General features: G+C 61.9%; 13 protein-coding genes. 10 read left to right on the top strand and 3 right to left on the bottom strand.

Going from position 1 to position 14,344, the window contains the following annotated elements:
• Window positions 1-13: 13 nt before the first annotated feature.
• Window positions 14-949 (top strand): IS110 family transposase, encoded by a 936-nt coding sequence (locus tag MKK04_RS18795; protein ID WP_241105879.1) that lies wholly within the window; start codon window positions 14-16, stop codon window positions 947-949.
• Between the two features lie 241 nt (window positions 950-1,190).
• Here the strand turns inward: MKK04_RS18795 and MKK04_RS18800 are convergent, their stop codons facing one another.
• Window positions 1,191-2,105, bottom strand: coding sequence for a DUF808 domain-containing protein (locus MKK04_RS18800; RefSeq protein ID WP_241105880.1), 915 nt, complete (start codon window positions 2,103-2,105; stop codon window positions 1,191-1,193).
• Window positions 2,106-2,237: 132 nt separating this feature from the next.
• On the opposite strand from MKK04_RS18800, the gene MKK04_RS18805 reads away from it, so the two are divergent.
• Window positions 2,238-2,849, top strand: coding sequence for a TetR/AcrR family transcriptional regulator (locus MKK04_RS18805; protein WP_013973538.1), 612 nt, complete (start codon window positions 2,238-2,240; stop codon window positions 2,847-2,849).
• A gap of 122 nt (window positions 2,850-2,971) precedes the next feature.
• On the opposite strand, the gene MKK04_RS18810 is transcribed toward MKK04_RS18805, so the two are convergent.
• On the bottom strand, window positions 2,972-3,412 hold the full coding sequence (locus MKK04_RS18810) for a GlcG/HbpS family heme-binding protein (RefSeq protein ID WP_241105881.1): 441 nt from the start codon (window positions 3,410-3,412) through the stop codon (window positions 2,972-2,974).
• Window positions 3,413-3,669: 257 nt separating this feature from the next.
• Here MKK04_RS18810 and gcl point away from each other — a divergent pair, with 257 nt between their 5' ends.
• From gcl to MKK04_RS18840, 6 genes are all read left to right on the top strand, one after another.
• A complete protein-coding gene (gene gcl, locus MKK04_RS18815) occupies window positions 3,670-5,445 on the top strand; it encodes a glyoxylate carboligase (protein ID WP_207829970.1) in 1,776 nt (591 codons plus the stop codon).
• A 54-nt stretch (window positions 5,446-5,499) separates the two neighbouring features.
• A complete protein-coding gene (gene hyi / locus MKK04_RS18820; RefSeq protein ID WP_085625472.1) occupies window positions 5,500-6,282 on the top strand; it encodes a hydroxypyruvate isomerase in 783 nt (260 codons plus the stop codon).
• Between the two features lie 177 nt (window positions 6,283-6,459).
• Window positions 6,460-7,353, top strand: a complete 894-nt coding sequence (locus MKK04_RS18825; protein ID WP_207829968.1) for a 2-hydroxy-3-oxopropionate reductase — start codon at window positions 6,460-6,462, stop codon at window positions 7,351-7,353.
• Window positions 7,354-7,596: 243 nt separating this feature from the next.
• The gene (locus MKK04_RS18830) at window positions 7,597-8,871 is read left to right on the top strand and encodes a glycerate kinase type-2 family protein (RefSeq protein WP_233686986.1); all 1,275 of its coding nucleotides are present in this window, start codon (window positions 7,597-7,599) and stop codon (window positions 8,869-8,871) included.
• Complete coding sequence (gene pyk, locus MKK04_RS18835; protein ID WP_207829964.1) at window positions 8,868-10,283, top strand: pyruvate kinase; 1,416 nt, start codon at window positions 8,868-8,870, stop codon at window positions 10,281-10,283. The genes MKK04_RS18830 and pyk overlap by 4 nt, the downstream gene beginning before the upstream one ends.
• A gap of 187 nt (window positions 10,284-10,470) precedes the next feature.
• Window positions 10,471-11,346, top strand: coding sequence for an urea transporter (locus MKK04_RS18840; protein ID WP_241105882.1), 876 nt, complete (start codon window positions 10,471-10,473; stop codon window positions 11,344-11,346).
• Window positions 11,347-11,361: 15 nt separating this feature from the next.
• On the opposite strand, the gene MKK04_RS26725 is transcribed toward MKK04_RS18840, so the two are convergent.
• Window positions 11,362-12,132: an RHS repeat-associated core domain-containing protein gene (locus MKK04_RS26725; RefSeq protein ID WP_207829959.1), complete on the bottom strand. Its 771-nt coding sequence runs from the start codon at window positions 12,130-12,132 to the stop codon at window positions 11,362-11,364.
• A 161-nt stretch (window positions 12,133-12,293) separates the two neighbouring features.
• Between MKK04_RS26725 and MKK04_RS18850 the strand changes: the two genes are divergently transcribed.
• Both MKK04_RS18850 and MKK04_RS18855 read left to right on the top strand, forming a co-directional pair.
• Entirely contained in the window at window positions 12,294-13,115 is an 822-nt protein-coding gene (locus tag MKK04_RS18850; protein ID WP_207829957.1) for an ion transporter, read from the top strand.
• Window positions 13,116-13,314: 199 nt separating this feature from the next.
• The gene (locus MKK04_RS18855; RefSeq protein WP_046615020.1) at window positions 13,315-14,316 is read left to right on the top strand and encodes a sulfate ABC transporter substrate-binding protein; all 1,002 of its coding nucleotides are present in this window, start codon (window positions 13,315-13,317) and stop codon (window positions 14,314-14,316) included.
• The last annotated feature ends 28 nt before the right edge of the window (window positions 14,317-14,344 follow it).

Below are 14,344 nucleotides of genomic sequence, written 5' to 3' on the forward strand. Positions count from 1 at the left end.
GGAGGTTTTGGCGATGGCTTCCTTCTTGGGTATCGATGTTTCCAGTCTTTCCCTTGATGCACTGGTGCGGCCCCAGGGCATCAGGATCAGCGTGCGCAATGATCCAGCGGGCTTTGAGGAACTGGTGAAGAGCCTTCGAGGGCTCAGCATCAAGCGCATCCTTCTGGAAGCTACAGGCGGCTACGAGCTTGATGTCATGCGCTTTCTCCAGAACGCCAGCTACAAGGTCATACGCGTGAACCCCAAGCGAGCCAGATCGTTCGCGGATTCCTTGGGCATCAAGGCCAAGACCGATGCCATCGACGCCGCAGTGCTGGCCCATTTCGCTGAGGTCATTCCTGACAAGCCAACCCTGAAAACAAGCCCTGAAAGGGCCCTGTTACGAGAACTCCTTCAGCAGCGTGATCGCCTGGTCCAACAGCGAGATGACGATCGGCGGCGCCTGAAGCAGGCCCAGTCAGCAATGGTCGCCAATTTCCTGAAAACCAATCTTCAGCACTTTGCATCGCAGATAAAGTTGGTGGAGCAAGCGATCAAGCGGCAGGCCACAGTGCTCAGCGATGAACGGATAGCCAAACTGGACGAAGTCAAAGGCATCGGGATGGTAACCGCGACCAAGCTGGTAGCGCTCTTGCCGGAACTGGGGCACGTGGAGTCCCGGGAAATAGCCTCTTTGGTCGGTGTGGCCCCCTTCAATCACGACAGCGGAAAGTCCGTGGGCAAGCGCTTTATCTCAGGAGGCCGATTTGAGGTCAGGCGTGCGCTGTACATGGCGTGCCTGGTAGCGGTGAAACATAATCCAACGCTCAAAGCCCGATATGAGGCGCTGCGTGGGCGAGGGAAACTTGCCAAGGTTGCGCTTGTAGCCTGCATGAGAATCTTCATCGTGCGCCTCAATGCGATGCTCAGAACGGGCACGCCGTGGCGGGATGACTTACCGCAGCCATGAAAACATGGCGCAAATCACAGCGTGATCCTGTGGGAGCGGGTTACCCGCGAGACGACACCGCGGAGGATGGCACGGGCTTCGCCCGTGTTCGCGGGCAAGCCCGCTCCCACAGGGGGCGCGCCAGCTTTTAGAAATTGAGCAAGACAGTTGCTCCCACAGGGTCAGCGCCGGATTCAAGGCATGCGCTGCACCTGTGGGAGCGGGTTTACCCGCGAACCGGGGCAACGCCCCGGCCAGGCACTCAAGTGGCCGGCCGAACCGCCCGCCACAATTTCCCCGCAATACCCACCACCGCCAGCACCACCGCACCGGCCACAACCCCGACACCGCCGTTGAGCAGCGCCACGGTCAATGCCCCGCCACGCCCTTCGCTGAACGCCTCGATGGCATGATGCAGCGGCTCGATGCCATGTACCAGAATCCCGCCACCGACCAGAAACATGGCCGCCGTACCGATCACCGACAGGCTCTTCATCATGTATGGCGCGGTTCGCAGGATGCCGTTACCGACCGCCTGGGCCAGGCGCGACGCCTTCCGGGTCAGCCACAACCCCAGGTCATCGAGCTTGACGATGCCACCCACCAGCCCGTAAACGCCGATGGTCATGACAATGGCGATCCCGGACAGCACGATGATCTGCTGGCTCAACGGTGAGTCAGCGACAATGCCCAAGGTAATGGCGATGATTTCCGCCGACAGGATGAAATCGGTACGCACCGCACCCTTGATCTTGGTTTTCTCGAATGCCACCAGGTCGACATTGGCATCGGCCACTGCCTCCTTGAGCGCTGCATGTTCGGCGTCATCCTCGGCCTTGCTATGCAAGAACTTGTGCGCCAGCTTCTCGAAGCCCTCGAAGCACAGGTAGGCACCGCCCAGCATCAACAGCGGCGTCACCGCCCAGGGGATGAACGCACTGATCAGCAGCGCCGCCGGCACCAGGATGGCCTTGTTCACCATCGAGCCCTTGGCTACCGCCCACACCACCGGGATCTCGCGTTCGGCACGTACCCCGGTGACCTGCTGGGCGTTTAGCGCCAGGTCATCGCCGAGCACGCCTGCGGTCTTTTTCGCCGCCACCTTGGTCATCACCGAGACGTCATCGAGCACCGTGGCAATGTCGTCGATCAGTACCAGTAGACTGCTTCCTGCCATGTTTGCCTGCATCCAGAAGAATAAGTGTCCAGGATTCTAGCCCAAAGCCGCTGCCTTGAGCGCCCGTCAAGCCCGGTGCTACCATGCCCGATCCCTCTTAGAGGTGGCCAGACACGAGGAAGATCCCTGACCATGAGCACCATTCGCGAGCGCAACAAGGAACTGATCCTGCGCGCGGCCAGCGAGGAATTCGCCGACAAGGGCTTCGCCGCCACCAAGACCAGCGATATCGCGGCCAAGGCCGGCCTGCCCAAGCCGAACGTGTATTACTACTTCAAATCCAAGGACAACCTCTACCGCGAAGTCCTGGAAAGTATCATCGCACCGATCATGCAGGCGTCGACCCCGTTCAATGCCGACGGCGACCCGAAAGAAGTGCTGAGTGCGTACATTCGCTCGAAGATCCGCATTTCCCGCGACCTGCCGCATGCGTCCAAGGTGTTCGCCAGCGAGATCATGCACGGCGCCCCGCACCTGTCGCCGAACCAGGTGGCGCAGCTGAACGAGCAGGCGCGGCATAACATCGAGTGCATCCAGCGCTGGATCGACCGCGGGCAGATCGCCCATGTGGACGCGCATCACCTGATGTTCAGCATCTGGGCAGCGACCCAGACCTATGCCGATTTCGACTGGCAGATTTCCGCGGTGACCGGCAAGGCCAAGCTGGCCGACAGCGATTATGACGCGGCAGCCGAGACCATCATCCGCATGGTGCTCAAGGGCTGTGAGCCCGAGGTAGCCTGAGCCCCGGCGCTGGCTTCTTCGCGGGTGAACCCGCTCCCACAGGGACACCACGAGCTTCAAGCCTGTGATGATCCTGTGGGAGCGGGTTCACCCGCGAATAGGCCGGATCAGGCAATAGAGACTCAGGCTGCTACACCCGCATCCGCCTTCAACCCCACCTCCTCGATCGCACTGATCGCGCACTGCTCGTCGATATCCGACGTATCGCCGCTGATCCCCACCGCACCCAGCACCTTGCCATCCTGATCACGCACCAGCACGCCACCCGGTGCCGGCACCACCGGCCGCTCGCCCAGCCCGTTCAGCGCGGCAAAAAACGCCGGCCGTTGCTGCGCGTCCAGCGCCAGCAAGCGCGAGCCCTTGCCCAGGGCAATCGCCCCCCAGGCCTTGCCGGTGGCTACCTCCGGCCGGATCAGGCTGGCGCCATCCTCGCGTTGCAGCGCCAGCAAGTGGCCACCGGCATCCAGCACCGCCACGGTCAGTGGCGCGGCGTTGATCTTGCGGCCCGCCGCCAGCGCGGCATTCACCAGGCTGACCGCGACTTTCAGGTTCAAAGTGTTCATGAAAAGGTCCTCTTCTTGTTGTGAGAAGCCCTGAGGGCAGTTGAAAGCCGATAGAGCAAATAGAACACAACGAAAGATATTTTTGTATACAATATTTTGAAACGATCGTATGCGATGACGCAAACCTCCTTTTTCATGGGCGCTCGAACGAAAGCGACATCCGCCGACGAAAACCCGTTGACCTGAGCGGCCAGCCGTGAATACACTCTGGCACAAAGCAAGTTGTATACAATTACAAAATCGATGAGGCACAAACCATGAGCAAAATGAGAGCAATCGATGCAGCCGTTCTGGTCATGCGCCGTGAAGGTGTAGATACCGCGTTCGGCATCCCGGGGGCTGCCATCAACCCGTTGTACTCGGCCCTGAAGAAAGTCGGTGGCATCGATCACGTCCTCGCTCGTCACGTCGAAGGCGCCTCGCACATGGCTGAGGGTTACACCCGTGCCAACCCGGGCAACATCGGCGTGTGCATCGGCACCTCCGGCCCAGCCGGCACCGACATGGTCACCGGCCTGTACAGTGCCTCCGCCGACTCCATCCCGATTCTCTGCATCACCGGCCAGGCTCCACGTGCCCGCCTGCACAAGGAAGACTTCCAGGCCGTCGACATCACCAACATCGTCAAGCCGGTCACCAAGTGGGCCACTACCGTTCTGGAGCCAGGCCAGGTGCCTTACGCCTTCCAGAAGGCCTTCCATGAAATGCGCACCGGCCGCCCAGGCCCGGTACTGATCGACCTGCCGTTCGACGTGCAGATGGCCGAAATCGAGTTCGACATCGACGCCTACGAACCGCTGCCAGTGCACAAGCCGTCCGCCACCCGCGTACAGGCCGAAAAAGCCCTGACCCTGCTCAATGACGCCGAGCGCCCACTGCTGGTTGCAGGTGGCGGCATCATCAACGCCGACGCCAGCGACAAGCTGGTCGAGTTCGCCGAACTGACCGGCGTACCGGTAATCCCGACCCTGATGGGCTGGGGCACCATCCCGGACGACCACGCACAGATGGTCGGCATGGTCGGCCTGCAGACTTCGCACCGCTACGGCAACGCCACCCTGCTGAAATCCGACCTGGTGTTCGGTATCGGCAACCGCTGGGCCAACCGCCACACCGGCTCGGTCGACGTCTACACCGAAGGCCGCAAGTTCGTGCACGTGGACATCGAACCGACCCAGATCGGCCGTGTGTTCACCCCGGACCTGGGTATCGTTTCCGACGCCGGCAAGGCACTGGACGTGTTCCTCGAAGTGGCCCGCGAGTGGAAAGCCGCCGGCAAGCTGAAGTGCCGCAAGGCCTGGCTGGAAGACTGCCAGCAGCGCAAGGCCAGCCTGCAGCGCAAGACCCACTTCGACAACGTGCCGGTCAAGCCGCAGCGCGTGTACGAAGAGATGAACCAGGTATTCGGCAAGGACACCTGCTACGTCAGCACCATCGGCCTGTCGCAGATCGCCGGCGCGCAGTTCCTGCACGTGTACAAGCCACGCCACTGGATCAACTGCGGCCAAGCCGGCCCGCTGGGCTGGACCATCCCTGCCGCTCTGGGCGTGGTGAAAGCCGATCCGAAGCGCAAGGTGGTCGCGCTGTCGGGTGACTACGACTTCCAGTTCATGATCGAGGAGCTGGCGGTGGGTGCGCAGTTCAACCTGCCTTACGTGCACGTACTGGTGAACAACGCCTACCTGGGCCTGATCCGCCAGGCGCAACGTGGCTTCGACATGGATTACTGTGTACAACTGGCGTTCGAGAACATCAACTCGACCGACGCCGCCACCTACGGTGTCGACCACGTTGCCGTGGTCGAAGGCCTGGGCTGCAAGGCCATCCGCGTGTTCGAGCCGGCCGAGATCGCCCCTGCCCTGCTCAAGGCCCAGAAGATGGCCGAAGAGTTCCGCGTGCCGGTGGTGGTCGAAGTGATTCTCGAACGTGTGACCAACATTTCCATGGGCACCGAGATCAACGCGGTCAACGAGTTCGAAGACCTGGCCCTGGTCGGCAACGACGCGCCAACCGCCATCTCGCTGCTGGACTGATCGCCTGACGCCCCCAGGCATGTCCTGGGGGCCTTCATCGCAAGGAGACAACTCATGCCTCGCTTCGCTGCCAACCTGTCCATGCTGTTCACCGAACAGGACTTCCTGGCCCGCTTCAAGGCTGCCGCCGATGCGGGTTTCAGCGGCGTCGAATACCTCTTCCCGTACGATTTCAGCGCAGCCGAAATCAAGCAGCAGCTGGACGCCAACGGCCTGACCCAAGTGCTGTTCAACCTGCCGGCGGGCGATTGGTCGAAGGGTGAGCGCGGTATCACCTGCCACCCTGACCGCGTCGAAGAATTCCGCGCCGGGGTCGACAAGGCCATCGAATACGCCAAGGTACTGGGCAACACCCAGGTCAACGCCCTGGCCGGCATTCGCCCACAAGGCCCGGACTGCGCCACCGTGCGCAAGACCTTCGTGGAAAACCTGCGCTACGCCGCCGACAAGCTCAAAGCCGCCGGGATCCGCCTGGTCATGGAAATGATCAACACCCGCGACATCCCCGGTTTCTACCTGAACACCACCAAACAGGCCCTGGAAATCCAGGCCGAAGTGGGCAGCGACAACCTGTTCCTGCAGTACGACATCTACCACATGCAGATCATGGAAGGTGACCTGGCTCGCACCATGGAAGCCAACCTGAAACTGATCAATCACATCCAGCTGGCCGACAACCCCGGCCGCAACGAGCCAGGCACCGGCGAAATCAACTACCGCTTCCTGTTCGAGCACCTGGACCGCATCGGCTACCAGGGCTGGGTGGGCGCGGAGTACAAGCCGCTGACCACCACCGAAGCGGGCCTGGGCTGGCTGAAGACGCACAATGCAATCTGAAGGCTAAGCACAGCCCTCTGCGAGACGCAGGACACTGTGGGAGCGGGTTCACCCGCGAACACCGGCGAAGCCGGTGCCATCCACCGCGGTGCCTGCTTCGCGGGTGAACCCGCTCCCACAGGGGGCCCGTGCAGCCTGCCCCATTGAGATTCAACAAATACAACGAGGTAATCTCTCATGGCTAAAATCGGTTTCATCGGCACCGGCATCATGGGCAAGCCCATGGCTCAGAACCTGCAGAAAGCAGGTCACAGCATCTTCGTTTCCACTCACCACGACGCTGCCCCGGCCGACCTGATCGCCGCCGGTGCCGTGGCCCTGGCCAACCCGAAAGAAGTTGCCCAGGAAGCCGAGTTCATCATCGTCATGGTCCCCGACACCCCACAGGTCGAGAGCGTCCTGTTCGGTGACAACGGCGTGGCCGAAGGCGTGGGTCCGAACAAGGTGGTGATCGACATGAGCTCGATCTCCCCTACCGCTACCAAAGCCTTTGCCGAGAAAATCAAGGCTACCGGCGCTGCCTACCTGGACGCCCCGGTGTCCGGCGGCGAAGTCGGCGCCAAGGCTGCGACCCTGAGCATCATGGTCGGTGGCTGCCCGAAAGCCTTCGAGCGCACCCTGCCGCTGTTCGAAGCCATGGGCAAGAACATCACCCGCGTCGGTGGCAATGGCGACGGCCAGACCGCCAAGGTGGCCAACCAGATCATCGTTGCCCTGAACATCCAGGCCGTTGCCGAAGCCCTGCTGTTCGCCGCCAGGAACGGCGCCGACCCGGCCAAGGTACGTGAAGCACTGATGGGCGGCTTCGCCTCGTCGAAAATCCTTGAAGTGCACGCCGAGCGCATGATCAAGGGCACCTTCGACCCAGGCTTCCGCATCAACCTGCACCAGAAGGACCTGAACCTGGCCCTGCAAGGTGCCAAGGAACTGGGCATCAACCTGCCCAACACCTCCAATGCCCAGCAAGTGTTCAACACCTGCCAGGCCCTGGGTGGCGGCAACTGGGACCACTCGGCGCTGATCAAAGGCCTGGAGCACATGGCCAACTTCTCGATCCGCGACGACAAGTAAGTAATTTTTAGCCTTCACCGGCCTCTTCGCGGGTGAACCCGCTCCCACAGGTTTTACGCCGTCTTCAGCCTCTGTGAGGCCCCTGTGGGAGCGGGTTTACCCGCGAAGAAGCCAACACCTTTGAACCTGCGACCACAGGTTCAAAGGTGGTACCGAGCAACACCCGCCCCTGGTTCGGCCTGCACGGAGGCAGTTCCAGGGGCGTTTTTGATTCTGCAGAACAACAATAATTGGGAGCCTGCCATGTCGGTCGATCCGCAAAAAATTCTCCGCGAGCTGTTCGACACAGCCATCGCCGCCGCCCACCCCCGTCAAGTCCTCGAACCCTACCTGCCCGCCGACCGCAGCGGCCGGGTCATCGTCATCGGCGCCGGCAAGGCCGCAGCCGCCATGGCCGAAGTGGTCGAGAAAAACTGGCAGGGCGAAGTCTCTGGCCTGGTCGTAACCCGTTACGGCCATGGCGCCAACTGCCAGAAGATCGAGGTGGTCGAAGCCGCCCACCCGGTCCCCGACGCCGCCGGCCTGGCCGTGGCCAAGCGCGTGCTGGAACTGGTCAGCAACCTCAGTGAAGACGACCGCGTCATCTTCCTGCTGTCCGGCGGTGGCTCGGCGCTGCTGGCCCTGCCCGCCGAAGGCCTGACCCTGGCCGACAAGCAGCAGATCAACAAGGCGCTGCTGAAATCCGGCGCCACCATCGGCGAGATGAATTGCGTGCGCAAGCACCTCTCGGCGATCAAGGGCGGCCGCCTGGCCAAGGCCTGCTGGCCGGCCACGGTGTACACCTATGCCATTTCCGATGTGCCGGGCGACCTCGCCACGGTGATCGCCTCCGGCCCTACCGTGGCCGACCCGAGCACCTCGGCCGATGCCCTGGCCATCCTCAAGCGCTACAACATCGAAGCGCCCAAGGCCGTTATCGACTGGCTCAACAACCCAGCCTCGGAAACCGTCAAGGCCGACGACCCGGCACTGGCCCGCAGCCACTTCCAGCTGATCGCCAAACCTCAGCAATCGCTTGAAGCCGCCGCAGTCAAAGCCCGCCAGGCCGGGTTCAGCCCACTGATCCTCGGCGACCTGGAAGGCGAATCGCGCGAAGTGGCCAAAGTGCACGCCGGTATCGCCCGGCAGATCGTCCAGCACGGCCAGCCGCTGAAAGCGCCCTGCGTGATCCTGTCTGGCGGCGAAACCACCGTGACCGTGCGCGGCAACGGCCGTGGCGGGCGCAACGCCGAGTTCCTGCTCAGCCTCACCGAAAGCCTCAAGGGCCTGCCGGGCGTGTACGCCCTGGCCGGTGACACCGACGGCATCGATGGCTCGGAAGAAAACGCCGGCGCCTTCATGACCCCGGCCAGCTACGCCCGCGCCGAAGCCCTGGGCCTGTCGGCCAGCGACGAGCTGGACAACAACAACGGCTACGGCTACTTCGCCGCGCTGGATGCGCTGATCGTCACCGAGCCGACCCGCACCAACGTCAACGACTTCCGCGCCATCCTGATCCTCGAGACTGCCCAATCATGACGCCTGATAAAAAAGTCAAAATCCTCGCCACCCTTGGCCCTGCGATCAAAGGCATCGACGATATCCGCCAACTGGTCGAAGCCGGGGTGAACATCTTCCGCCTCAACTTCAGCCACGGCGAGCACGCCGACCATGCCCTGCGCTACCAGTGGATCCGCGAAGTCGAGCAGCAGCTGAACTACCCGCTGGGCATCCTCATGGACCTGCAGGGGCCGAAGCTGCGCGTTGGCCGCTTTGCCGACGGCAAAGTGCAGTTGCAACGCGGCCAGGCCCTGCGCCTGGACCTGGACAACACCCCGGGCGACAGCCGCCGGGTCAACCTGCCGCACCCCGAGATCATCGCCGCCCTCGAGCCGGGCATGGACCTGCTGCTGGACGACGGCAAGCTGCGCCTGCGCGTCACCGCCAAGCACAGCGACGCGATCGACACCGAAGTACTCAACGGTGGCGAGCTGTCCGACCGCAAGGGCGTCAACGTACCGCAAGCGGTGCTCGACCTCTCCCCGCTCACCGAAAAGGACCGCCGCGACCTGGCCTTCGGCCTGGAGCTGGGCGTGGACTGGGTGGCCCTGTCGTTCGTGCAGCGCCCTGAAGACATTGTTGAAGCACGCCAGCTGATCGGTGACCGTGCCTACCTGATGGCCAAGATCGAGAAGCCATCGGCGGTGGAGCAACTGCAAGCCATCGCGGAACTTGCGGATGCGATCATGGTGGCCCGTGGCGACCTGGGCGTGGAAGTGCCGGCTGAAAGCGTGCCGCAGATCCAGAAACGCATCATCGGCACTTGCCGCCAGCTGGGCAAACCGGTGGTGGTGGCCACGCAGATGCTCGAATCCATGCGCTTCTCGCCGGCGCCGACCCGCGCCGAAGTCACCGACGTGGCCAACGCCGTGGCCGAAGGTGCCGATGCGGTGATGCTGTCGGCCGAGACCGCCTCGGGTGACTACCCGCTGGAAGCCGTGCAGATGATGAGCAAGATCATCCGCCAGGTGGAGAACGGCCCGGACTACCAGGCCCAGCTCGATGTTGGCCGGCCAAAGGCCGAGGCCACCGTGTCGGACGCCATCAGCTGCGCCATCCGCCGTATCAGCGGAATCCTGCCGGTGGCGGTGCTGGTCAACTACAGCGAGTCGGGCGCCTCGACCCTGCGCGCGGCACGCGAGCGGCCACGGGCACCGATCCTCAACCTGACGCCGAACCTGGCCACCGCGCGCCGCCTGAGCGTGGCGTGGGGCGTGCACTCGGTGGTCAACGACCGCCTGCGCCAGGTGGACGAGGTGGTTTCCACCGCGCTGGAGATTGCCCAGGCACAAGGTATGGCCAGCCGCGGCGACACCCTGCTGATCACCGCCGGTGTGCCTTTCGGCAAGCCAGGTTCGACTAACACGCTGCGGATCGAGACCTTGATCTAAATCACCGCATCTCGCCTGTGGGAGCGGGCGTGCCCGCGAAGAGGCCAGCAGGGACAACGATGTTGCCTGAGCTGACGCATTCGCGGGCACGCCCGCTCCCACAGGGTAGGTGGTGTTGCACCCAACTGCGGAAAACCCGAGGCCCAAAGAGGCCCACCGCGCCCCATCAACCTCACTGACTGCCCCGATGTACACCAAAAATTTCGTCAACCCGTGCCCCGACTGGGCCACGGCGTTACTCAACGGCTTCAGCCAGGTGCTGCTGCTGCGTAATCCCCTGTGCGGCCTGTGCTGCCTGCTGGCCATCCTGCTGACCGCGCCCAACCTGGTCGGCGGCGCCCTGCTCGGCGCCCTGGCCGGCCTGCTCACCGCCCAGGCACGCAGCTACGACCGTGCCGACCGCCAGGCCGGGCTGTACTGCTACAACGGCGTGCTGATCGGCATCCTGATCAGCGCCGTGCTGCCCTGGTCGGCCATCCTGCCGCCACTGATCATCGCCGCCGGCGGCCTGTCCAGCATCATCACCCACCAGTGGCGCAAGCGCGGCGGCAAACTGCTGGTCGCCTACACCGCACCCTTCGTGCTGCTGGGCTGGGCCACCCTGCTGATCGCCAGCCCCTCGCCCAGCGGCTTCGTCGAAGCCGACCCGCTGTATGCCCTGGCGCGTGGCGTGGGCCAGATCTTCCTGCTCGACCAGCCCCTGGCCGGTTTGCTGATCATCGGCGGCATGTTCATCGCCAACCCCTATGCCGCAATGTGGGCAGTGATCGGTTCGGCCATCGGCGGCGGCGTGGCACTGCTTGCCGACCAGACGCAAGCTGCCTGGCTGGGCCTGTATGGCTTCAACGCAGCACTGGCGGCGCTGGCGTTCAGCAGGCAAGGTGAAAAGCCGTGGCTGACGCTGCTGGCCATCGCCCTGGCCCTGCTGCTGCAACCGCTGTTCAAGCTGCTACCGGTGCCCGGCCTGACCGCGCCCTTCGTCGCCGCCTGCTGGCTGATGCACTTGGGCTGCCACCTCAAACCGTTTGGCGAACGACGCAATAGCAAAGGCATCCCCAACTGAACATTATGCTGGCTGCTAGCTAAGAGGTGGTGTCCCGGGGCGCCCCTTGCGGATGGCAGCTGCCAGCCCAGGCATGGTCAGGTCTTGTTTCGAGTAATCAGTCATGCCTGAGCTGTTAATGAAAATCACGTTGGAGCCAGGTTTCACTTGGCCATTTTTCCGTAGTGCTATGTGAGTGGGATTGACGTCCAGCAGAGTGAATCCCTGATTGATTAATTCTTCGGTGGGTACCAATGGTTTCGTACCAACATCGTCAGCAAGAACAAAATTCTCACTGATGAACAGGCTTCGATCCTTATCTACATAGAATTGTCCACTGAGCTCTGCATCCGGATCCGGACGATCCCAAGTAATCCCATTCACCGACTTTGCCCTAAACGGCTGGATGCGTTTGCCTTCAGGGGCTGCCGGGTTATAGGAAAAACCCTGAACTCGAAACTTCGTGTTGTTGATTTTTTTAAAAACCGGTTCGAAAGCCGTCCAGTTCTTGGCAAATCGGTTGCTACCTTTGGGATCAATGAAATTGACCGGATCGCCTCCACAATATGCATAAGCATTTACCCCTCCGGCCTTGAAAGGGCTCAATACATCCGGACTGCAGAAACGCATCAGAACCGGGCTGTATATTCGATTCCCGTTCCCTAGCAGATACCCCTGCACTACGCAATCCAGTAACTGCCCGTTGTAACCCAGTCGATGACCACGTATGCCTTTACCCAAGTAGCCATAGACTGAATAGGCTGATGACTTGATTGTCCTTTGGGCCGAGCCGGTCCTATCATTCATTCCCTTCTCCAAAAGCGGCGCCACCTATACGCTTATGCTGTATCGCAGGGCAGATAAACGAAACTGGCATTTCTACCAGGTTGGCTCCGATCTTCGTTACGTTGCTAGCCTAGGCAAAGACCTTCTAGGCTTGACTTTCACGCCACCGGAATCTTCTTCACATGCCCACCCCGCAATCCCTGCGCGAACGCCTCTACATCATGGTCTTCCAGACCGACACCGTAGCCGGCCGCCGCTTCGACAAGATCCTCCTGCTGATCATCCTGGCCAGCCTGGTCACCGTCATCCTCGACAGCATCGACGAAGTGCATCAGGGCTATGCCGGCCTGCTGGCCGGCATCGAGTGGGGCTTTACCGCTATCTTCCTGGCCGAGTACCTCACCCGCCTGTACTGCTCGCCCAAACCGCTGCGCTATGCCTTCAGCTTTTATGGCCTGGTGGATTTGCTGGCGATCCTGCCGGGGATCATCGCGCTGTACTACAGCGACGCCCAGTACCTGCTGATCATCCGCGTGATACGGATGCTGCGGATTTTCCGTGTGCTCAAGCTCAGCCCGTACCTCAAGCAGGCCCATTACCTGATGGAGGCACTGCGCGGCAGCAAGCAGAAGATCATCGTGTTCCTGGTGACGGTATCGACCCTGGTGACGGTGTTCGGCACCTTGATGTATGTGATCGAGGGGCCTGAGCATGGCTTTACCAGCATCCCCAAGGGCATCTACTGGGCCATCGTTACCCTCACCACCGTGGGCTTTGGCGACATCGTGCCGAAGACACCGCTGGGGCAGGTGCTGTCATCGCTGGTGATGATTACCGGTTATTCGATCATTGCCGTGCCAACCGGGATCTTTACCGCCGAGCTGGCCAACGCCATGCGCGGGGAGCAGCTGCAGCATGATTGCCCGACATGCAGCAAGAAGAACCATGAGCATGGCGCGGCGTTCTGTTCCCGATGTGGGAATGTGCTGTTTCCCAAGCAATGATGTTGCCCGGACCGGCCCTTTCACGGGTAAACCCGCTCCCACAGGTGGTGTGCGGTCCCTGTGGGAGCGGGTTCACCCGCGAAGAAGCCGGCACTGGCAGTGGCATAACCAAAGTGTTTTTTGTTCTTTAAACCCTACAAACCCACCCGCTATAGTCGCAGGCAAACTGCCAACACCTTCTCGATAACAAGGAAGCAACGTGAAAAAACTCTTCACCGCCTCGCTGCTCGCCGCAGGCCTTGCCCTGGGCAATTTCGCCCAGGCTGCCCCCACCCTGCTGAACGTGTCCTACGACGTGATGCGCGACTTCTACAAGGACTACAACCCGGCCTTCCAGAAACACTGGGAAGCCGAGCACAACGAGAAGGTCAACGTGCAGATGTCCTTCGGCGGTTCGAGCAAACAGGCGCGAGCGGTGATCGATGGCCTGCCGGCCGATGTCATCACCATGAACATGGCCACCGACATCAACGCCCTGGCCGACAACGGCAAGCTGGTGCCGGACAACTGGGTAAGCCGCCTGCCGAACAACAGCGCGCCGTTCACCTCGGCCACTGTGTTCATCGTGCGCAAGGGTAACCCCAAGGCGCTGAAAGACTGGCCCGATCTGCTCAAGGATGGCGTACAGGTGATCGTGCCCAACCCCAAGACCTCGGGTAACGGCCGCTACACCTACCTGTCGGCCTGGGGCTATGTGCTCAAGCAAGGCGGTGATGAAAACAAGGCCAAGGACTTCGTCGGCAAGCTGTTCAAGCAGGCGCCGGTGCTGGACACTGGTGGCCGTGCCGCCACCACTACGTTCATGACCAACCAGATCGGCGACGTGCTGGTGACCTTCGAGAACGAAGCCGAGATGATCGCCCGCGAGTTTGGCCGCGACCAGTTCGAAGTGGTCTACCCGAGCGTTTCCGCCGAAGCCGAACCGCCGGTCAGCGTGGTCGACAAGGTGGTGGCGAAGAAAGGCACCCAGGCCGCGGCCGAGGAATACCTGAAGTACCTGTGGTCGCCAGCCGCCCAGGAAATCGCCGCACAGAACTACCTGCGCCCGCGTGATGCGACGGTACTGGCCAAGTACACCGACCGCTTCCCGAAAGTGGACTTCCTGTCGGTGGAGAAGACCTTTGGTGACTGGCGCACCGTGCAGAAGACCCACTTCAATGATGGTGGGGTGTTTGACCAGATCTACACCAACAATCAGTAATTGATGTAAGCCTTACCGGCCTCTTCGC

This window comes from Pseudomonas sp. LS.1a (genome assembly GCF_022533585.1).
GTDB lineage: Bacteria > Pseudomonadota > Gammaproteobacteria > Pseudomonadales > Pseudomonadaceae > Aquipseudomonas.

Excerpts from the sequence above, each read along its gene's own strand:
- MKK04_RS18795 (WP_241105879.1), top strand. The coding sequence starts at position 14 with ATGGCTTCCTTCTTGGGTATCGATGTTTCCAGTCTTTCCCTTGATGCA.
- MKK04_RS18800 (WP_241105880.1), bottom strand. The coding sequence starts at position 2,105 with ATGGCAGGAAGCAGTCTACTGGTACTGATCGACGACATTGCCACGGTG.
- MKK04_RS18805 (WP_013973538.1), top strand. The coding sequence starts at position 2,238 with ATGAGCACCATTCGCGAGCGCAACAAGGAACTGATCCTGCGCGCGGCC.
- MKK04_RS18810 (WP_241105881.1), bottom strand. The coding sequence starts at position 3,412 with ATGAACACTTTGAACCTGAAAGTCGCGGTCAGCCTGGTGAATGCCGCG.
- gcl (WP_207829970.1), top strand. The coding sequence starts at position 3,670 with ATGAGCAAAATGAGAGCAATCGATGCAGCCGTTCTGGTCATGCGCCGT.
- hyi (WP_085625472.1), top strand. The coding sequence starts at position 5,500 with ATGCCTCGCTTCGCTGCCAACCTGTCCATGCTGTTCACCGAACAGGAC.
- MKK04_RS18825 (WP_207829968.1), top strand. The coding sequence starts at position 6,460 with ATGGCTAAAATCGGTTTCATCGGCACCGGCATCATGGGCAAGCCCATG.
- MKK04_RS18830 (WP_233686986.1), top strand. The coding sequence starts at position 7,597 with ATGTCGGTCGATCCGCAAAAAATTCTCCGCGAGCTGTTCGACACAGCC.
- pyk (WP_207829964.1), top strand. The coding sequence starts at position 8,868 with ATGACGCCTGATAAAAAAGTCAAAATCCTCGCCACCCTTGGCCCTGCG.
- MKK04_RS18840 (WP_241105882.1), top strand. The coding sequence starts at position 10,471 with ATGTACACCAAAAATTTCGTCAACCCGTGCCCCGACTGGGCCACGGCG.
- MKK04_RS26725 (WP_207829959.1), bottom strand. The coding sequence starts at position 12,132 with ATGAATGATAGGACCGGCTCGGCCCAAAGGACAATCAAGTCATCAGCC.
- MKK04_RS18850 (WP_207829957.1), top strand. The coding sequence starts at position 12,294 with ATGCCCACCCCGCAATCCCTGCGCGAACGCCTCTACATCATGGTCTTC.